Annotated in this window: 18 protein-coding genes and 1 tRNA gene; 12 read left to right on the forward strand and 7 right to left on the reverse strand. The window is 66.8% G+C overall.

The window, feature by feature from the left end:
* The first annotated feature begins 2 nt into the window (after positions 1-2).
* Both queA and Q4F19_RS05170 read left to right on the forward strand, forming a co-directional pair.
* Complete coding sequence (queA, locus tag Q4F19_RS05165) at positions 3-1,049, forward strand: tRNA preQ1(34) S-adenosylmethionine ribosyltransferase-isomerase QueA (protein WP_303540452.1); 1,047 nt, start codon at positions 3-5, stop codon at positions 1,047-1,049.
* A 136-nt stretch (positions 1,050-1,185) separates the two neighbouring features.
* Entirely contained in the window at positions 1,186-2,100 is a 915-nt protein-coding gene (locus Q4F19_RS05170) for a bifunctional helix-turn-helix transcriptional regulator/GNAT family N-acetyltransferase (protein ID WP_303540453.1), read from the forward strand.
* Positions 2,101-2,117: 17 nt separating this feature from the next.
* On the opposite strand, the gene Q4F19_RS05175 is transcribed toward Q4F19_RS05170, so the two are convergent.
* Entirely contained in the window at positions 2,118-3,236 is a 1,119-nt protein-coding gene (locus Q4F19_RS05175; protein WP_303540454.1) for an acyltransferase family protein, read from the reverse strand.
* Positions 3,237-3,393: 157 nt separating this feature from the next.
* Between Q4F19_RS05175 and tgt the strand changes: the two genes are divergently transcribed.
* Positions 3,394-4,533: a tRNA guanosine(34) transglycosylase Tgt gene (tgt, locus tag Q4F19_RS05180; protein ID WP_303540456.1), complete on the forward strand. Its 1,140-nt coding sequence runs from the start codon at positions 3,394-3,396 to the stop codon at positions 4,531-4,533.
* Positions 4,534-4,650: 117 nt separating this feature from the next.
* On the opposite strand, the gene Q4F19_RS05185 is transcribed toward tgt, so the two are convergent.
* Positions 4,651-5,661, reverse strand: a complete 1,011-nt coding sequence (locus tag Q4F19_RS05185; protein ID WP_303540458.1) for a phosphatase PAP2 family protein — start codon at positions 5,659-5,661, stop codon at positions 4,651-4,653.
* Positions 5,662-5,817: 156 nt separating this feature from the next.
* Between Q4F19_RS05185 and Q4F19_RS05190 the strand changes: the two genes are divergently transcribed.
* Positions 5,818-7,680, forward strand: a complete 1,863-nt coding sequence (locus Q4F19_RS05190; RefSeq protein WP_303540460.1) for an ABC-F family ATP-binding cassette domain-containing protein — start codon at positions 5,818-5,820, stop codon at positions 7,678-7,680.
* 64 nt (positions 7,681-7,744) lie between these two features.
* On the opposite strand, the gene Q4F19_RS05195 is transcribed toward Q4F19_RS05190, so the two are convergent.
* Positions 7,745-7,821: transfer RNA gene (locus Q4F19_RS05195), tRNA-Met, on the reverse strand.
* A 122-nt stretch (positions 7,822-7,943) separates the two neighbouring features.
* On the opposite strand from Q4F19_RS05195, the gene Q4F19_RS05200 reads away from it, so the two are divergent.
* A complete protein-coding gene (locus Q4F19_RS05200) occupies positions 7,944-8,351 on the forward strand; it encodes a DUF3775 domain-containing protein (RefSeq protein WP_303540462.1) in 408 nt (135 codons plus the stop codon).
* A gap of 15 nt (positions 8,352-8,366) precedes the next feature.
* Here the strand turns inward: Q4F19_RS05200 and Q4F19_RS05205 are convergent, their stop codons facing one another.
* Genes Q4F19_RS05205 through Q4F19_RS05215 form a run of 3 tightly spaced genes read right to left on the reverse strand, consistent with a single transcriptional unit; the run spans position 8,367 to position 11,468 of the window.
* A complete protein-coding gene (locus Q4F19_RS05205; RefSeq protein WP_303540464.1) occupies positions 8,367-8,885 on the reverse strand; it encodes a 2'-5' RNA ligase family protein in 519 nt (172 codons plus the stop codon).
* On the reverse strand, positions 8,875-9,465 hold the full coding sequence (locus tag Q4F19_RS05210) for a PRC-barrel domain-containing protein (RefSeq protein WP_303540465.1): 591 nt from the start codon (positions 9,463-9,465) through the stop codon (positions 8,875-8,877). The genes Q4F19_RS05205 and Q4F19_RS05210 overlap by 11 nt, the downstream gene beginning before the upstream one ends.
* 56 nt (positions 9,466-9,521) lie before the next feature.
* A complete protein-coding gene (locus tag Q4F19_RS05215; protein ID WP_303540467.1) occupies positions 9,522-11,468 on the reverse strand; it encodes a potassium transporter Kup in 1,947 nt (648 codons plus the stop codon).
* 162 nt (positions 11,469-11,630) lie between these two features.
* Here Q4F19_RS05215 and ald point away from each other — a divergent pair, with 162 nt between their 5' ends.
* Positions 11,631-12,725 carry an alanine dehydrogenase gene (gene ald / locus Q4F19_RS05220; protein WP_303540469.1) on the forward strand — a complete coding sequence of 365 codons (1,095 nt, stop codon included), beginning with the start codon at positions 11,631-11,633 and terminating at the stop codon, positions 12,723-12,725.
* Positions 12,726-12,774: 49 nt separating this feature from the next.
* Positions 12,775-12,987 (forward strand): DUF3072 domain-containing protein, encoded by a 213-nt coding sequence (locus Q4F19_RS05225; protein WP_303540471.1) that lies wholly within the window; start codon positions 12,775-12,777, stop codon positions 12,985-12,987.
* 121 nt (positions 12,988-13,108) lie between these two features.
* Here the strand turns inward: Q4F19_RS05225 and Q4F19_RS05230 are convergent, their stop codons facing one another.
* Positions 13,109-14,482, reverse strand: coding sequence for an L-serine ammonia-lyase (locus Q4F19_RS05230; RefSeq protein ID WP_303541000.1), 1,374 nt, complete (start codon positions 14,480-14,482; stop codon positions 13,109-13,111).
* A 337-nt stretch (positions 14,483-14,819) separates the two neighbouring features.
* Here Q4F19_RS05230 and Q4F19_RS05235 point away from each other — a divergent pair, with 337 nt between their 5' ends.
* The 5 genes from Q4F19_RS05235 (at position 14,820) to ruvA (ending at position 17,800) form a co-directional block, all read left to right on the forward strand.
* Positions 14,820-15,059, forward strand: coding sequence for a DUF2312 domain-containing protein (locus tag Q4F19_RS05235; RefSeq protein WP_303540473.1), 240 nt, complete (start codon positions 14,820-14,822; stop codon positions 15,057-15,059).
* A 9-nt stretch (positions 15,060-15,068) separates the two neighbouring features.
* A complete protein-coding gene (locus Q4F19_RS05240) occupies positions 15,069-15,791 on the forward strand; it encodes a hypothetical protein (RefSeq protein ID WP_303540475.1) in 723 nt (240 codons plus the stop codon).
* Between the two features lie 42 nt (positions 15,792-15,833).
* A complete protein-coding gene (locus tag Q4F19_RS05245) occupies positions 15,834-16,577 on the forward strand; it encodes a YebC/PmpR family DNA-binding transcriptional regulator (RefSeq protein ID WP_303540477.1) in 744 nt (247 codons plus the stop codon).
* Positions 16,574-17,062, forward strand: a complete 489-nt coding sequence (gene ruvC / locus Q4F19_RS05250; protein ID WP_303541001.1) for a crossover junction endodeoxyribonuclease RuvC — start codon at positions 16,574-16,576, stop codon at positions 17,060-17,062. Before Q4F19_RS05245 ends, ruvC begins: the two co-directional genes overlap by 4 nt.
* A 138-nt stretch (positions 17,063-17,200) precedes the next feature.
* A complete protein-coding gene (ruvA, locus tag Q4F19_RS05255; RefSeq protein WP_303540479.1) occupies positions 17,201-17,800 on the forward strand; it encodes a Holliday junction branch migration protein RuvA in 600 nt (199 codons plus the stop codon).
* Positions 17,801-17,823: the final 23 nt, after the last annotated feature.

A 17,823-nucleotide genomic window follows, 5' to 3' on the forward strand; every position in this document is an offset into this window, starting at 1 on the left:
ACATGCGCGTCGACCTCTTCGATTTCGATCTTCCGAACGATCGCATCGCGCTCCGGCCCGCCAGCCCGCGCGATGCGGCGCGGATGCTCGTCGTCGATGGCGATCAGACGACGGATGCGATCGTCCGCGATCTGCCGTCTCTGCTCCGCGTGGGCGATTGTCTCGTGTTCAACGATACGCGCGTGATCCCTGCGCAATTGGAGGGGCGGCGCGGCGAGGCCCGCATCGGCGCGACGCTCCACAAACGCGAAGGCCCGCGCGCCTGGATCGCGTTCGTGCGCAACGCCAAGCGCGTCCGAATGGGCGATCGCATCGATTTCGGCGAAGGCGTGGCTGCACTCGCCGCCGAACGCTTCCCCGACGGCTCGATTCTGCTCGAATTCGAAGGCGACGAACCCGTCGAAATACTGCTGGAGCGCGCGGGCCGCATGCCGCTGCCGCCCTATATCGCCGGTAAGCGGCCGACCGACGCGCGCGACGCCGACGATTATCAGACGATGTTCGCGACCGAACCCGGCGCCGTCGCCGCGCCCACCGCGGCGCTCCACTTCACGCCCAGCCTGATGGCGGCGCTCGCCGAACGCGGCGTCGAGCATGCGACGCTCACCCTCCACGTCGGCGCGGGCACCTTCCTCCCCGTCAAGGTCGACGACACCGATGCGCATGCGATGCACGCCGAATGGGGCCGGATCGACGCCGCAACTGCCGCCCGCCTCAACGCCGTTCGCGCCGCCGGCGGGCGGCTGATCGCGGTCGGCACGACGAGCCTCCGCCTGATCGAGAGCGCGACCGACGCAGCCGACCGCGTTCAGCCCTTCGAAGGCGACACGGCGATCTTCATCACCCCCGGCTACCGCTTCCGCGGCATCGACGGCCTGATAACCAACTTCCACTTGCCGCGCTCGACATTGTTCATGCTGGTGAGCGCGCTGATGGGCCGCGAGCGCATGCAGGCCGCGTACCGGCGTGCGATCGAAAACGACTACCGATTTTACTCATACGGCGATGCCTCGCTGCTCCTCCCTGAATGTGGTGCAAGCAAACGGTAGCGTGCCCTGAATGGTACTGCAGCAACGTTCTTGAATGGAAGCCATCGCGGTCAGCCTGTCGCGAGCGACAGCCCGCCTCCTCCAAGCGTTCGGCAGATATTTGACATCGTCAACTATTCGCAGATAAGCAGCTCGTATGGACCAGATCGAGACGGTGCGGTCGTTCAACCGCTTCTACACGCGCGCTGTCGGAGCGCTGAGCCCGCGCTTCCTCGATAGCGAGATGTCGTTGCCCGAGGCGCGGCTGCTGTTCGAGATCGCGCAGGAGGATCGCGCGCTCGCCGCCGACATCGGTCCGCGGCTCGGCATGGATGCCGGCTATCTCAGCCGTCTGCTCGCGCGCTTCGAGAGCCGCGGGTGGATCGAGCGCCCGCGCGATGCCGCCGACGGCCGCCGCCGCCCGATCCTGCTCGCCCCCGCCGGACGCGCGCTCTTCGCCGATCTCGATCGCCGCCAGCGCGCGGCCGTCGTCGCGATGCTCGAGCCGCTGGCGCCCGCCGCGCGCAGCCGGGCGACCGAGGCGCTGGGGGAGGCGCAGGCCTTGCTCTCCGGCCCACCGCCTGCGCCGACGATCCGCACCTTCCGGCCCGGCGACATGGGGCTGATCGCCGCGCGTCAGGCAATCCTCTATCAGGAGGGCTGGGACTGGGGCCGGCCGATGGAGGTGCTGCTGGGCGAGGTCACGACCGGCTTCCTCCGCGATTTCCAGCCCGGCCGCGAACAATGCTGGGTCGGCGAGGTCGGCGGGCGCATGGCGGGATCCATCTTTTGCACGGACGGCAAGACGCCGGGCCTTGCCAAGCTGCGCCTCCTTTATGTCGAGCCGTTCGCGCGCGGCCTGGGCCTGGGCGAATTGCTCGTCGATGCCTGCGTCGGCTTCGCGCGCGACGCGGGCTACGAGACGATGGAATTGTGGACGCACACGATCCTGACGAGTGCGCGTCGCATCTATGCCGCCAAGGGGTTCCACCTGACCCGCAGCGAGATGCACGACCATTTCGGCGAGCCCGTCCAGGGCGAATATTGGCGGCTGAACCTCCGGCCGGACTGATCCGGATCGGACTTCCCTCAGGCAGCCCGCGATTCCTGGTGGGGATCCTCGGCCGGGCTCGGCGGAGCGAATATCGACATGCGCGGCCGCGGCCAACTGCGCGACGGCTTCCAGGCCCGTCCGCCCGACAGGCGCGCCGGCATCGAGATCGCGCCGGCTATTTTCGCCATCGAGATCGGAACCAGCAGCCCGGTGGTCAGCATCGCGGCAAAGAGGAGCAACATCCCGGACTCGGGCGCGAAGCGGTAGACGACAGTCCGGGCGAGGCCTGCTGCCGCAGGATGCCAGAGATAGACGCTCAGGCTATATTCGCCGAGCAGGTTCAGCCCCCTGATCGCGGGCGTATAGCGGAAAAGCAGGAATGCCGTCGCTCCCCCGCCCATGCAATAACCGAGTGTGGCCGGCTGGCCCGGCATGTGAAAGATGAGCTGGTTGGCGATATATCCCAGCAGATAGATGAGGACCGCGCCTCCCGCCAACCGATCGAAAGCGGGACTGCTGAGCACAGCCGCCCGATCGCGGAAAACCATTCCGATCAGGAAGAGCGGTGCAAGCGTCAGCGCGCCGCCGAGGCTGAGGAAAGGATGATAGGCGGATAACGCGCAAAGGGTGCTGAGGCCGAAGGCACCGAGCAGCAGCGAGATCCAGTCCGGCTGCCACACCGCATCGCACAGCGCGATCACGAAGAAGATCACGAGTAGCGACTGGATATACCAGAAATGCTCATACGCGAAAAAGAGCGCCCTCGGCAGCGGCACGGTTTCCCCCATCGCGGCATGGATCTGCTGGAACACGACCAACGCCAGCACGGCCGGGACGATGAGGCGCACCGTCTTGGTCCGAAAGAAAGGTCCGAGCATGTGCCGATTTGCCAACCGGCGGCGGGCATAGAGATAGCCCGAAACGGTCGCGAGTACGGGCAAGCGCAGGAATGCGAGACCGGCCGCAAAGGGATGAAGCGGCGATTCGGCAGGAAGACGCATGCCATCGCCCGGGCCGGGACCGATCACGTGAAAGACGACCACGAGCAGGATCGCCAGTCCCCGGACGGTATTCAACCGCGCCTTGTCGAAGGTCAGCAGCGTCCGCCCGTGGGGCGCTGAAACAATCGGATCTGGCCCGAATCCGCGCGCCATCGCCCCTCCCCGGCACCGACCGCCGCAGCCCCAACCGCGCAGAATGCCTCCAAATCGACATGTAACGATTTGTATATGTCGCATCAAGCGCGCCGCGCGTCACAGCCCGATGGGGCGGGACGTGACGCGCGCGTCCCGGGCCATTAAGGCCCGGCCGATGACGGACCGTCCCCGCTTCGCCTTCACCCTTCACCACACCGACGGCAAGGCGCGCCTTGGCGAGATCGCCATGCAGCGCGGCGTGATCCGCACGCCGGCCTTCATGCCCGTCGGCACGGCCGGCACGGTCAAGGCGATGAAACCCGCCGACGTGCGCGTGACCGGCGCCGACATCATTCTCGGCAATACCTATCACCTGATGCTCCGCCCCGGTGCCGAGCGGGTCGCGCGGCTCGGCGGCCTGCATGCGTTCAGCGGCTGGGAGCGGCCGATCCTCACCGACAGCGGCGGCTATCAGGTGATGAGCCTGTCGGCGCTGACCAAGCGCAGCGAGGATGGCGTCGCCTTCAAGAGCCACCTCGACGGCTCCGCGCACATGATCAGCCCCGAACGCTCGATCGAAATCCAGCGCCTGCTCGGCTCCGACATCGTCATGGCCTTCGACGAACTCGTGCCGACCACCTCGACGCGCGACGTCCAGGAAGCGGCGATGGCGCGCTCGATGCGCTGGGCCGAGCGTTCGCGAAAAGCGTTCGACGGCGGGATCGATCACGCCGCGCGCGCCGCCATCTTCGGCATTCAGCAGGGCGCGCTCGATCCGGACCTGCGCGGCCGATCCGCCGAGGCGCTGAAGGGGATCGGCTTCGATGGTTATGCGGTCGGCGGGCTCGCGGTCGGCGAGGGTCAGGAGGCGATGTTCGCCTGCCTCGATTACGCGCCCGGCATGCTGGACGAGGCCAAGCCGCGCTATCTGATGGGTGTGGGCAAGCCCGACGACATCGTCGGCGCGGTCGAGCGGGGGATCGACATGTTCGATTGCGTGCTACCGACCCGCTCGGGCCGCAACGGCCAGGCCTTCACCTGGGACGGCCCCGTCAACATCCGCAATGCGAAATGGGCCGAAGATCTGTCGCCGATCGATCCGGACAGCCCCATCGCCGGCTGGAGCCGCGCCTATCTCCACCATCTGGTGAAATCGAACGAGATGCTCGGCGCGATGCTGCTGACCGAGCACAATCTGTGGTTCTATCAGCAGTTGATGGCGAGCCTGCGCGAGGCGATCGGCGCCGGGCGACTGACCCTGTGGGCCGACGCATTCCGCGCGCGTTACAAGGGCCAGGCGAACGCGCCAGCATGACGCGTCACGGCTGATCATCAGTCTGCGGTTTCATGCCGCAAAGCCGATCCCATAAGGGGAGCCGGTAGCGCAGGACGATCGCGGCAACCGCTTGGGCCACGAAGCGATCACGGGTCGCTACGAAGACATCCGACCGACACGCAAGGCCGAGACGGCGCGTCGCCCGGCCAGATGCGTTAGCGCGTAGCCGCCGATGATGGCGACGAGCGACACGAGGATCCCGGCCAGCAGATCGGCGCAATAATGCGTCCCCTCCACGGGGGTCGCCAGCAGCATCGCGCCGTTGAGCGTGATCAGCGGCCAGCGTAGCGATCGCGCACGCCAAGCCGTGGCGATGAACAGAGTCGCGCTCGCCGCATGGAAGCTCGGCGCGCAAACAAGCCCGCGCAGCTGGCCGGGATCGATGCTGTGCAGCGCATGATCGCGCAGCGCCGGGATCAGCTCCGCCTGATAGAGCGCGCTGACCGGCATATAGGGCACCGGCCCGTGCCACAGGAAGGCGAGCGGCCCTTCGGCGGGCATCAGGCTGAACAGCGACAGCGTCAGTACCGCCGCCAGCCAGAAGGAGAGGATGAACCGCCGCGCATCGGCCTGCCGGCCGGTCGCCGCGAAATAGCCGAGCAGGATGACCGGCGTCACGAAGATGCTGTCATAGACGCTGCGCCCCAGCATCTGCAGCGCCGGATGCGCGGCGACGACATCGTACCAGGCGATCCAGTTGAAGCGCAGCTGCTGGTCGATCGCGGCGAGCCGCGCATCGGCAAAGCCATGGTTGATCGCCGCGATCGGGTAGCTCGCCATCGCGCCTAGCAGGCAGATCGCGCCGAACAGGCCCAAATATTCGCTGAAATCGCGTGCCGCACGCGGCCAGCCGGCAACGGCCTCGCGGAAGATCGTGCGGACGGCGACGATCACGATCCCGGCGGCGCAGATCGTCGACGTCCCCACCGCCAATGGGCTGATCGTCTCGTCCGTCCAGAGCATCAGCCACACGAAGCCGAACAGACTGAGCGCCAACGCCCCCGCGAGCCAGATACCGGGCAGCGCGATGGCAGGAGCGCCGGCCGCCGGCTCGTCGCGATCCGAAAACACCTTGCTGATCTGGGCGGCGGTCGTGCTGAACGGCATCTGGCGGCTGGCCCACTTCTCGTCGTGCCGGCGTCGATCCGGTCGAATGTCATCGAAACGTCATCCTGTGCGGCCTCGTGGCTGAACCGGATATGTCGGAACGCGGATCTTTCAGGCCCCTCCCCTATTGCGCCGCAACATGCTAGGCGCGCCGCCATGCTCAACATCAATGGCATCACCGTGCGCCTCGGCGGCCGCACGATCCTCGACGGCGCATCCGCGACGCTCCCGCCCCGCTCCCGCGTCGGCCTGATCGGCCGCAACGGCGCTGGCAAGTCCACGCTCATGAAAGTGATGATGGGCCATCTCGATCCCGACAACGGATCGATCGAGATGCCGCGCGGCACGCGCATCGGCTATATCGCACAGGAAGCGCCCCACGGCGCCTCCACGCCGATCGAGACCGTGCTCGCCGCTGATACCGAACGCGCGACGTTGCTCGTCGAGAGCGAGACCTGCGAGGATCCCGATCGGCTCGGTGACGTCTATGAGCGGCTGATCGCGATCGACGCGTATACCGCCCCCGCGCGCGCCGCGGGCATACTCGTCGGCTTGGGCTTCGACGAGGAAGCGCAGAGCCGCCCGCTCGACAGCTTTTCGGGTGGCTGGAAGATGCGCGTCGCGCTCGCCGCGCTCCTCTTCTCGAATCCCGATCTGCTGCTGCTCGACGAGCCCTCGAACCATCTCGATCTGGAAGCGACGCTCTGGCTGGAGAGCTTCCTCAAATCCTATCCGGCGATGATGGTCGTCATCAGCCACGAGCGTGATCTGCTCAACAACGTCGTCGACAACATCCTGCATCTCCAGGGCGGCAAGGTCTCGCTCTATGCGGGCGGCTATGACGCGTTCGAGCGCCAGCGCGCCGAGCGTGCCGCCCAGGCTGCCGCTGCTAAGGCGAATCAGGACGTCCAGCGCGAGAAATTGCAGGATTACATCGCGCGCAATTCGGCGCGCGCCTCCACCGCCAAGCAGGCCCAGTCGCGCCAGAAGATGCTCGCCAAGATGCAGCCGATCGCCGAGCTCGTCGACGATCCCTCCTTGAGCTTCGACTTCCCGGATCCCGAGGAATTGCGTCCGCCGCTGATCACGCTGGACCTCGCCAGCGTCGGCTACGGCGACACGCCGATCCTTGAGCGGCTCAACATGCGCATCGATCCAGACGACCGCCTGGCTCTGCTCGGCCGCAACGGCAACGGCAAGACGACGCTCGCACGCCTGCTCGCCGCGCAGCTCGCGCCGATGGACGGGACGATGAGCGCGTCGGGCAAGATGAAGGTCGGCTATTTCACCCAGTATCAGGTGGAGGAGCTCGACGGATCGGACACGCCGCTCGCGCATATGACGCGCGTGATGAAGGGCAAATCGCCCGCCGCGGTGCGCGCGCAGCTCGGCCGATTCGGCTTCTCGGGCGACAAGGCGGTCGGCGCGGTCGGCAAGATGTCGGGCGGCGAGAAAGCGCGCCTCGCGCTCGCGCTCATCACTCGCGATGCGCCGCATCTGCTGATCCTCGACGAGCCGACCAACCATCTGGACGTCGATGCGCGCGAAGCGCTCGTCCAGGCGCTGAACGGCTATAAGGGCGCGGTCATCCTCGTCAGCCACGATCGCCACATGGTCGAGCTCACCGCCGACCGGCTGGTGCTCGTCGACAGCGGCCGCGCGGTCGAGTTCGATGGCAGCCTCGAAGATTATACCGCCTTCATCCTTTCGAAGGACGGCGGCGGCAAGGGCGGCACGAAGGGCAAGGCGAAGGACAAGAAGGCCGCCGCCGAGGCGCGCGACAAGGCGCTCGCCTTGAAGAAGCGCGTCAGTGAGGCCGAAGCGAAGATGGCGACTTTGACCGCCGAGCGCTCCGCGCTGGATCGCGCCATGTTCGATCCGAAGACCGCCGACGCGGCCCATGCGAAGTTGTCGATGAGCGAGCTGATGAAGAAGCGCGCCGACGTCGCGACCGCGCTCGACGAGGCCGAGGCCGCATGGCTGGCGCTGACCGAGCAACTGGAAACCAGCGCCGCCTGAGCCTGCGCATCGTCGTGATGCCGGGCATTTGGGGCCGCGACGCCCCGGCGCGGTATCGAGGAAATGGTAGCGGGAGAGGGACTTGAACCCCCGACCCCAGGATTATGATTCCCGTGCTCTAACCAGCTGAGCTACCCCGCCACTTCCTCGGCGGAGGCGCGCCTATAGAAAGGGGTCGCTCCCCGGTCAACATATCCGCGCACCGCCAAGGAACCGCAGCCTCGCCCTCTCGTTCGCGCCTCGATTGCCTCTAGGAGCTGATGATGGACCTGCTGACGCCGCTCGAAACGATCTGCCGCCTCATCATTCGCGCACGCGAGATGGAAGCGCAGGTCCCCTCCAACGATACCGACGACGAAGAGGACCCGACCGATTCGGACGATCCCTTCGCCGTGATGGACGACGATGCCAACGAGGCGATCGAGGAAGAGATTTCCGCGCTCCTCGACGATCTCGGCGAGGATCAGGTCCAGGAGATCCTCGCGCTCGCCTGGGTCGGCCGCGGCACATATGATGCCAGCGAATGGACCGAAGCGCTGGAAGAAGCGCGCGATCCCGATTCCGAGAGCCCAGTCGATCAGCTGCTCGAGATGCCGACGCTTGCCGGCTATCTCGATGCGGGCCTCGCCGCCTTCGATCTGAGCTGCGCCGGCATCGGCCAGCTCGACTGACCATATCGCCGGCGGTCAGCCGCCGGCGAACATATGGCGCGAGAGCGGCTCCCACGGGCCGCCTCGGTAAACATAGGTGCCGATTCCGATGATCCGCACCGGCCTTTCGCGAAATGTCGCGCCGAGCTCGCGCATCAGCGTCCGCGCCGTCTCGGCCGATACCTTGTTCTGGATCGTGACGTGCGGGCGCCAGCCCGCCTGATCCTGCGGCGTCAGCATCCCGACGAAAGCCTCGGCGATGTGCGCCCGCACCTCTTCCAGCGCAGGCGATGCTATCCTGATCGCAACGCCATTGCCGAGCGACATGAGCGCGGCAGCTCGTGCAGCGGGCGATACCGCGGAGCGCGTCAGGGTCGAAAGCCGCTGGCGAAGCTCATCCGCTGCCGAGGGCGGCAGATGATGGAACAGCGTCAGATGCGCGGAGAGCTGGTTGCGCTCCGGCGGAAAATGCGCGCGACGCAGGCCGTCGAGCCACGCAAGATCGGCCGGCGCGAACAGCGCCGAGACGATGATCGGCGCGGAATCAGTGGGCACCGGCGAGCGCCGCGGTCACCGGCCACCGTGCGCGATCGAGCGCGGGCCGCGCGGCGAGATCCGCCTCGCTCAGCTTTGTCTCGAGCCCGCCGTCATGATAGACGCTTTCGCCCCAGCCGATCGCATGCAACGTCTCGCCGACGCCGCCGACACCGCCGCGGCTGACGACGATATATTCCACCTTGCCTTCGGCGCAGGACGCCATCGCCTCGATCGCCGTGCCGATCGCGGATCCGCTTTGCCCCTTCACCGGCTTGCCGGCGAGCGCGCCGATGGGAAACAGGGTCGGCTTGGCGGTCTGCGCACTCTCGTCGCGCGCCGCCTGCGCACCGTCGTCATAGGCGCTCTGCCGGCCGAGCCAGCGCCAGATTCCGACCAGATCGACGAGCAGCAGGAACGCGTTCGACAGCAGCAGATTGTTCTGCCCGGTCGCGAGCGCATCGATGATCCACGCGACCGCGCCGATCGAGAAGACGACGAAGCCCCAGCCGGTCACCCGCGCGCCCAGATTGGCCGCGGTCATCATCGCCGCGATCATCGTCGCGGCGGGCGCCACATAACTGGCTATGGTCTCGAGCACGGGCGCATCTCCGGTGGGGAGCAGGCCTAACGAAGCCGAAGCGGCTCCGATCCGGATCAGATCTCGACCTGGCTGCCCAGCTCGACGACGCGATTGGTGGGCAGCCGGAAGAATTCCATCGCGCTTTCCGCGTTGCGCAGCATCCAGGCGAACAGTTTCTCGCGCCAGATCGCCATGCCCGGCCGCGACGAGGCGATCAGAGTCTGCCGGGCGAGGAAGAAGCTCGTCTCCATCATCTTGAAGCTCGGCCCGCAATCGGTGGTGCGCGCGAGCGCGGCCGGCACGTCGGGATCGTCCATGAAGCCGTAGCGCACGACGAGCCGCCAGAAGCCCTGCCCCAGATCCTCGAGGAACAGCCGCTTCGACTGATCGAGATAGGGCACGTCCTCGATCTTCACCGTCAGCAGGATCACGCGCTCGTGGAGCACCTTGTTGTGCTTCAGATTGTGGAGCAGCGCGTGCGGCACGCCGTGCGGGCTGGAGGTCATGAACACCGCCGTTCCCGGCACGCGCGTCGCCGAGCCTGCCGCCGAGCGGACGAACACGTCGACCGGCATCGTCGCCTCGCGCATCCGCGCGATCATCAACGCGCGGCCCCGCGCCCAGGTGGTCAGCAGCGTGAAGATGATGAAACCGATCAGCAGCGGGAACCAGCCGCCGTCGGGCACCTTCGTCAGGTTCGCGGCGAGATAGGCGAAATCGACGAGCAGGAAGAGGGCGAGCAGGGGCGCGCCGAACCACGGCTTCCACTTCCACAGGCTGAACAGCACGACGCCGATCAGGCAACTGTCGATCATCATCGCTCCCGAAACGGCGATGCCATAAGCTGCGGCGAGGTTGGACGAGCTCCTGAAGGTCACGACCAGCACCATCACCATCACCATCAGCGCCCAATTGATGCTAGGGATGTAGATCTGGCCGGCGGCGCTGGAGCTTGTGTGGATGATCCGCAGGCGGGGAATGAAACCCAGCTGGATCGCCTGCTGCGTGACCGAGAAGGCGCCCGAGATCACCGCCTGGCTGGCGATGACCGTCGCGACGGTGGCGAGGATCACGAGCGGCAGCCGCACCTGCTCCGACGCCATCAGGAAAAAGGGATTGTGGACCAATGCGAGCGCCTGCGCCGGTGTCGCGGCGAGGATCATCGCGCCTTGCCCCAGATAGTTGAGCATCAGCGCGGGCAGCACGAAGACGAGCCAGGAGACGCCGATCGGCTTGCGCCCGAAATGCCCCATATCCGCGTAGAGCGCTTCGGCGCCCGTCACCGCGAGCACCACCGAGCCCATCGCCAGGAAGGCGCGGATCCCATCGTCGACGAAGAAACGCACCGCGTGCCACGGATTGAGCGCGTAGAAGACGCCCGGCTCGGCGAGGATGTTCACGATCCCGAGCACCGCGAGGACGAGGAAATACAACACCATGATCGGGCCGAACAGCAGCCCGACCTTGCCGACGCCGCGCGACTGGATCGTGAACAGCCCGAACAGGATCGTCAGCGCGATCGGCAGGATGAACGGCGCGAAGCCGTGATTGACGACGGCAAGGCCCTCGACCGCGGTCAGCACCGACATCGCCGGGGTGATCATGCTGTCGCCGTAGAACAGGGCGGTCGCGAACACGCCGAGCAGGATCAGGCCCTTGGTCCAGCGCACCTTGGTCGATGCCGAACGCGAGATCAAAGCGAGCAAGGCGAGGCTCCCGCCCTCGCCCTTATTGTCCGCGCGCATGATGATCATGACATATTTGACCGTCACGACGATCATCATCGACCAGAAGATCAGGCTCAGCACGCCGAGGATGTTTTCGGGTGTCGGCGCCAGCCGGTGATGCCCGGCGAAGGTCTCGCGGAAGGCGTAGAGCGGGCTCGTGCCGATATCGCCGAAGACGATGCCGATCGCGCCGAGCGCGAGCCGCGGAAGGCCCTCCTTGGGCCCATGAGTCGACGCCCCCGGCGAAGGCTCCAGCGGATCGGCATTGTTCTGAACGGCGATGTCGGTGGACATCCGTTACGCGATCCTGACTGGCCCGCTGCGTCTTCGCAGGCGCCGACCGGAAAGGCCCAGCGGCAGCGGGCGGCGCGGTATCACGCGCGATGAACCGCGGCAACAGCGACGGGACCCCGCTTCCGCGCTATGCATTGAGCAGGGGTAGTCCGGAGAGAGACGATGAAGATCGGCGTGCCGAAAGAGATCAAGAACCACGAATATCGCGTCGGCCTGACGCCCCCCTCGGTCAGCGAGCTGGTCGGCGCGGGACACGAGCTGATCGTCGAGACGGGCGCCGGCCTCGGCATCGATTTCGAGGATCAGGACTATGTCGATGCCGGCGCGCGGATCGTGCCCGGTGCCGATGCCGTGTTCGATGCGGCCGAGATGATCGTGAAGGTGAAGGAACCGCAGCCGATCGAGATCGCGCGCCTGCGTCCGCACCACCTTCTCTTCACCTATCTCCATCTCGCCGCCGACAAGCCGCAGGCGGAAGGGCTGATGAAATCGGGCGCGACCTGCATCGCCTATGAGACGGTGACGAGCCTGCGCGGCGGCCTGCCGCTGCTGAAGCCGATGTCCGAGGTCGCCGGGCGCATGTCGATTCAGGTCGGCGCGCATTATCTGGAGAAGGAGCAGGGCGGACGCGGCGTGCTCCTGGGCGGCGTCCCCGGCGTGGCGCCCGCACGCGTCGCGATCCTCGGCGGCGGCATTGCCGGCGTGAATGCCGCGCAGATGGCGGTCGGCATGCGCGCCGACGTAACGATCTACGACATCAACAATGATCGCCTTGCCGAACTCGACATGTTCTTCTCCAGCCAGATCAAGACGGCCTACGCCTCGAAGGCGGCGATCGCGTCGGCCGTCGCCAAGGCGCATCTCGTCATCGGCGCGGTGTTGATCCCCGGGGCGGCCGCGCCGAAGCTCGTCACGCGCGACATGCTCAAGACGATGAAGCGCGGCTCGGTGCTCGTCGATATCGCGATCGATCAGGGCGGCTGCTTCGAGACGAGCCACGCGACGACGCACGACGATCCCGTCTTCGAGGTCGACGGCATCATCCATTATTGCGTCGCCAACATGCCTGGAGCGGTCGCACGCACCTCGGCCTTCGCGCTCAACAACGCGACCCTGCCCTTCGCGCTGAAGCTCGCCAATCTCGGCGCCGAGGCGGCGATGGCGGCGGACCTGCATCTGGCCAACGGGCTCAACGTCTCCGGGGGCAGGATCCGCCACGCCGCCGTCGCCGAAGCGCTGGATCTTCCGCTCGGCTGACGGGAACAGGGAGGGAACATCGGCGTTGGATCGGGCAAGGAGAAACGCCATGATCGACAACCCGAAAAGCCACCCGACCTCGAACGCCGAGAAGGATCCGGACGACTGGACGACCGGCGACGAACCGATGACCGGCGCGCAGGCCTCCTATCTCAAGACGCTGAGCGAGGAAGCGCACGAAAAATTCGAGGATGGCCTGACCAAGGCCGACGCGTCGAAGCGCATCGACGCACTTCAGGAGGAAACCGGGCGGGGAAAATAGCTGTCTTCACCCCTCCCTGAAAGGGAGGGGCCGGGGGTGGGTCGGCCGCTTGCGACGACCTCACCTGCCGACAGCGCCCCACTCCTCAGTCCCTTCCTTTTAAGGGAGGGGGGAGGCTAAATCAGCATTCCACCACGTTCACCGCCAGCCCGCCGAGGCTGGTCTCCTTATATTTGGAGCGCATATCCTCGCCGGTCTGTCGCATCGTCTCGATCACCGCATCGAGGCTGACGATGTGCCGCCCGTCGCCATGCAGCGCGAGATAGGCGGCGTTGATCGCCTTGATCGCGCCCATCGTGTTGCGCTCGATGCATGGGATCTGCACGAGCCCGCCGATCGGATCGCAGGTCAGCCCCAGATTATGCTCCATCCCGATCTCGGCGGCATTCTCGATCTGCTCGTTGGTCGCGCCCAATGCCGCCGCCAGCCCCGCCGCGGCCATCGAGCACGCGACGCCGACCTCGCCCTGACAGCCCATCTCCGCCGCAGAGATCGACGCGCGCTTCTTGTAGAGAAAGCCGATCGCCGCCGCCGTCGTCAGCAGCAGGCGACTTCCCGCCCGCGTCGGCGCGGCGGTGAACACCTCATAATATTTGAGGACGGCGGGCAGCACCCCGGCGGCGCCATTGGTCGGCGCGGTGACGACACGCCCGCCCGCGGCATTCTCCTCGTTGACCGCGAGCGCCCACAGGCTGACCCATTCGAACACCGCCGAAGGATCGCTGCGCGGTCCGCGCGCAAGCAGGCGATTGTGGAGATCGCGCGCCCGGCGGCGGACGTTGAGCCCGCCGGGTAATATCCCCTCGCCCTTCACGCCGCGCTCGATGCAATCGAGCATCGCGCCGCGCACCGCATCGAGAAACGCATCGGTCTCGGCGGCCGGGCGCCAGGACAGTTCGTTGCGATCCACGATCTGCCCGATCGAAAGCCCCGTCTTCTCGCCGATCCGCAGCAACTCCTCACCCGAGCTGAACGGATGCGGCAGCGTGAAGTTGACGCGCAGCGGCGGCTCGCCCTCGCGCAGGATGACGCCGCCGCCGATCGAGAAATAGACGGCGGCCTCGGTCCGCCCGTCCGCGAAAGTCGCGGTGAAGCGCACCGCATTGGCATGCCCCTCAAGGAAGCGCCCCTTGTGGAAAAGCAAGTCAGTCTCTTCGACGAACGGTACCGGCACACTGCCGCCGAGCTGCAGCCCGCGCCTCTCGCGGATCGTGGCGACCGTCTCGGCGATGCGATCGGGATCGGCGGTCTCCGGCGCCTCGCCGGACAGGCCGAGCAGGATCGCGATGTCGGTCGCATGGCCGCGCCCGGTCAAGGCGAGCGATCCAAACAGCTCGGCCAAAACCCCGACCATATCCCCGCCCGCGATCGCACGCTCGGCAAAGTCGCGCGCGGCGCGCATCGGGCCTACTGTGTGCGAACTCGAGGGGCCGATGCCGATCGTGAACAGCTCGGTCAGGCTGATCGCCTGGCCGACGTCGATCCGCTCGATCACGCGCGGTGCGCGCTCTTCATCGGGCAAAAGCGAAGCGCTGGGCACGGGCGGTGGTTTCCGGTCGATGGGAGTGCGGAACGGCCTTTCGCCGATCTCAACGCACAAGAGCGTGACAACGCTCGACCGTCAACCTCAACATCGCGAAACCATTAAGGCAGGGCTCGGAATTGATGATATCCGGCGCGACGAGCTCAATCACCTATGCAATCCATCGCGACAAGCCAACTGAAAGCTCTGCCATTGTTCCGCACCTCAGCCCGACCCGCGCTTGCGCGCGTCCCGCCGGATGCTTAGTCGCCGCCCCTCGCCCATCGAAAACCAAGGGATTCGCACCACCATGTCGGACATTATCGCGGCCGAGCAGCTCCGCCTGTTCATCGAGCGCATCGAGCGGCTCGAGGAAGAGAAGAAGGGCATGGCCGACGATATTCGCGACGTTTACAACGAAGCGAAGAGCACCGGCTATGACGTCAAGACGATGCGCTCGATCGTCCGGCTGCGGAAGATGGAGAAGCATGCCCGTGACGAAGCGGAAGCGTTGCTGGAAACCTACAAGGCGGCGCTCGGCCTCGCTTAAGCGTCCGCAATGGGCCGCCCGCCCGTGAGCCAGATGCACGTGACGCGTGCTTCGCTCGCGCTGCTAGGCCGCCTGCGGGGGCCGATGCTGGCCGCGTTGCTGGCGGTCACGATCGGGACCAACCTGATCGATTTTGCGACCGCGCCAGCGGCGGGCCAGCGGCCGGACATGGCGTTCGCGCTGGCCGCACTCCTCCGCGTCGCGCTCGTTTTCTGGATCAGCTTCGTCGTCCAGCGCCGCATCGTCGATCCGCGCGGCGGCTTCCGGATCGGGCCGGACTTCTGGCGCTTCAGCCTTCTTCAGATCCTGCTGCTGATCGGCATGATCGCGGTGCGCGCCGCGACGCTGAAAGTCACCCCGCCCGCGCCGGCTCTCGCCGGAGAATGGCTCGCCAATTTCATCGGCCTCGCCGCCTGGGGCTTGATCGCAATCCGCCTGCTCGCCTGGAACGCTGCGCTCGCCGCCGGCGCACCGCTTGGCGATCTCGGCCACCTCTGGCGCAACCTGCGCGGACATGATGTCAGCCTGCTGGGCGCATTCGCGATCCTCGTCCTGCCCTTCGCCGCTTTGCACGTCGCCTTCACGCTGATCAGCGTGCGCGTCGAGATCCCGCGCGGGCCGCTCGCTTTCCTGGGGATTGTCGACGGTCTCGTCTCGGCGCTGCAGCTCGCGCTCAGTTGTGCCGTCGCTGCGGTCGCGCTGCGACTGGCGACGGGCGGCGAAGCGCGCTAGAGCGCGCCATCCTATCAGCCCGAAGAGCGAGAAGAAGCCGCCATGGCCGGCCACAGCAAATATAAGAACATCATGCACCGCAAGGGCGCGCAGGACAAAAAGCGCGCCGTCCTGTTCTCCAAGCTCAGCCGCGAGATCACCGTGGCGGCGCGCGCGGGCCTGCCCGATATAGCCATGAATTCGCGCCTGCGCTCGGCGGTCATCGCCGCGCGCAAGGAGGGCATGCCGCGCGACAATATCGAGCGATCGATCAACAAGGCCGCCGGCAACGAGGGCGAGACCTATGACGAGATCCGCTACGAGGGCTTCGGCCCGGGCGGCGTCGCGCTGATCGTCGAGACGCTGACGGACAACCGCAACCGCACCGCAACCAATGTCCGCCTCGCTTTCTCCAAGAATGGCGGCAATCTCGGCGCGCCCGGTGCGGTCAGCCACGGCTTCGATCGGCTCGGGCTGATCAGCTATCCCGCCAGCGCGGGCGATGCCGAGAAGGTCTTCGAGGCGGCACTCGAGGCCGGCGCCGAGGATGTCGAGAGCAACGAGGACGGACACTCGATCTGGACCGCGCAGGAGAATCTGCACGAGGTCGCCAAGGGGATCGAGCCCGTGCTGGGCGAACCCGAAGGCATCAAGCTGGTCTGGCGCCCGCAGACCAGCGTCGACGTCTCGGCCGAAGATGCCGAAACGCTGATGAAGCTCATCGATGCGCTGGACGATGATGACGACGTCCAGAACGTCTCCGGCAATTACGAGATTTCGGACGAAATCATGGAGACGTTGGGCTGATCCTGATCGGCTTCGATCCCGGGCTCGGCACGACCGGCTGGGGCGTTATCGCCGCCGAGGGCAACCGCCTCTCCCATATCGCCAACGGCCAGATCAAGACCGACAGCAAGGCGGCGCTGGCGGCGCGGCTGGTCGCGTTGCACGAGGCGCTCTGCGCGCTCTTCGCCGCTTATCATCCGGGCGCAGCGGCGGTGGAGGAGGTGTTCGTCAACACCAATCCGCAATCGACGCTGAAGCTGGGCCAGGCGCGCGGCGTCGTCCTGCTCGCCGCTGCGCAGACCGGGCTCGTCGTCGGCGAATATGCGCCGCGGCTCGTCAAGAAGGCGGTCGTCGGCACCGGCGCCGCGGAGAAGACGCAGGTCCACGCGATGGTCTCGCGCCTGCTCCCCGGCACCAAGATCGCCGGCGCGGATGCCGCCGACGCGCTCGCCGTCGCGATCACCCACGCGCACCACCTCGCCACCGCGCGCCGCATCCCCACATGACCAGACACCGTTTGGTTCGAGCAGCTTCGAGCGAAGTCGAGAAGCATCCGTCGAGAACTCCACGCGCCTTCTCGACTACGATCTCGGCAAGCTCGATCTTCGCTCGAAGCGAACGATAGATTACTTTAGACCGACACGATGATCGCTTGCCTCTCCGGCCGTCTCGCCGAAACCTCCTCGGACGCCGCCGTGATCGACGTGGGCGGCGTCGGCTATCTCGTCCAGGCCTCAGCGCGCACGCTCTCGGCGCTTCCGCCCAACGGCGGCGACGTCATGCTCTTCACCGAGATGCAGGTGCGCGAGGACGCGATCACGCTGTTCGGCTTCGGCTCGGCAGGGGAGCGCGACTGGTTCCGCCTGCTGACCTCGGTCCAGGGCGTCGGCGGCCGCGTCGCGCTCGCGATCCTCTCGGTCCTCGATCCCGCCGAACTGTCGCGCGCGATCGCCGCGGGCGACAAGGCGATGATCGCACGCGCGCAGGGCGTCGGCCCCAAGCTCGCCCAGCGCATCGCGATGGAGCTGAAGGACAAGGTCGGTGCGGCGAGCCTGGGCGCGGGGCTGGCTGCGAGCATCGCGCCCAAGGGCAGCAACAGCGCCGACGCGGTGTCCGCCCTCTCCAATCTCGGCTTCCGCCCGGCCGAAGCCGCCACCGCCGTCGCCGCCGCAGCCGAAGAACTGGGCCCGGATGCCGGCCTCAACGCGCTCGTCCGCCTCGCGCTCAGGAAAGCCTCGAGATAGTGCCCCCCGTTTGCCCTGAGCTT

The sequence above is a fragment of the Sphingomonas natans genome (assembly GCF_030546695.1).
In the GTDB taxonomy this organism is placed as follows: domain Bacteria; phylum Pseudomonadota; class Alphaproteobacteria; order Sphingomonadales; family Sphingomonadaceae; genus Sphingomonas_I; species Sphingomonas_I natans.

Bases quoted from the DNA above. Each gene is read 5' to 3' on its own strand.
- queA (WP_303540452.1), top strand. From the start codon at position 3: ATGCGCGTCGACCTCTTCGATTTCGATCTTCCGAACGATCGCATCGCG.
- Q4F19_RS05170 (WP_303540453.1), top strand. From the start codon at position 1,186: ATGGACCAGATCGAGACGGTGCGGTCGTTCAACCGCTTCTACACGCGC.
- Q4F19_RS05175 (WP_303540454.1), bottom strand. From the start codon at position 3,236: ATGGCGCGCGGATTCGGGCCAGATCCGATTGTTTCAGCGCCCCACGGG.
- tgt (WP_303540456.1), top strand. From the start codon at position 3,394: ATGACGGACCGTCCCCGCTTCGCCTTCACCCTTCACCACACCGACGGC.
- Q4F19_RS05185 (WP_303540458.1), bottom strand. From the start codon at position 5,661: ATGCCGTTCAGCACGACCGCCGCCCAGATCAGCAAGGTGTTTTCGGAT.
- Q4F19_RS05190 (WP_303540460.1), top strand. From the start codon at position 5,818: ATGCTCAACATCAATGGCATCACCGTGCGCCTCGGCGGCCGCACGATC.
- Q4F19_RS05200 (WP_303540462.1), top strand. From the start codon at position 7,944: ATGGACCTGCTGACGCCGCTCGAAACGATCTGCCGCCTCATCATTCGC.
- Q4F19_RS05215 (WP_303540467.1), bottom strand. From the start codon at position 11,468: ATGTCCACCGACATCGCCGTTCAGAACAATGCCGATCCGCTGGAGCCT.
- ald (WP_303540469.1), top strand. From the start codon at position 11,631: ATGAAGATCGGCGTGCCGAAAGAGATCAAGAACCACGAATATCGCGTC.
- Q4F19_RS05225 (WP_303540471.1), top strand. From the start codon at position 12,775: ATGATCGACAACCCGAAAAGCCACCCGACCTCGAACGCCGAGAAGGAT.
- Q4F19_RS05235 (WP_303540473.1), top strand. From the start codon at position 14,820: ATGTCGGACATTATCGCGGCCGAGCAGCTCCGCCTGTTCATCGAGCGC.
- Q4F19_RS05240 (WP_303540475.1), top strand. From the start codon at position 15,069: ATGGGCCGCCCGCCCGTGAGCCAGATGCACGTGACGCGTGCTTCGCTC.
- Q4F19_RS05245 (WP_303540477.1), top strand. From the start codon at position 15,834: ATGGCCGGCCACAGCAAATATAAGAACATCATGCACCGCAAGGGCGCG.
- ruvA (WP_303540479.1), top strand. From the start codon at position 17,201: ATGATCGCTTGCCTCTCCGGCCGTCTCGCCGAAACCTCCTCGGACGCC.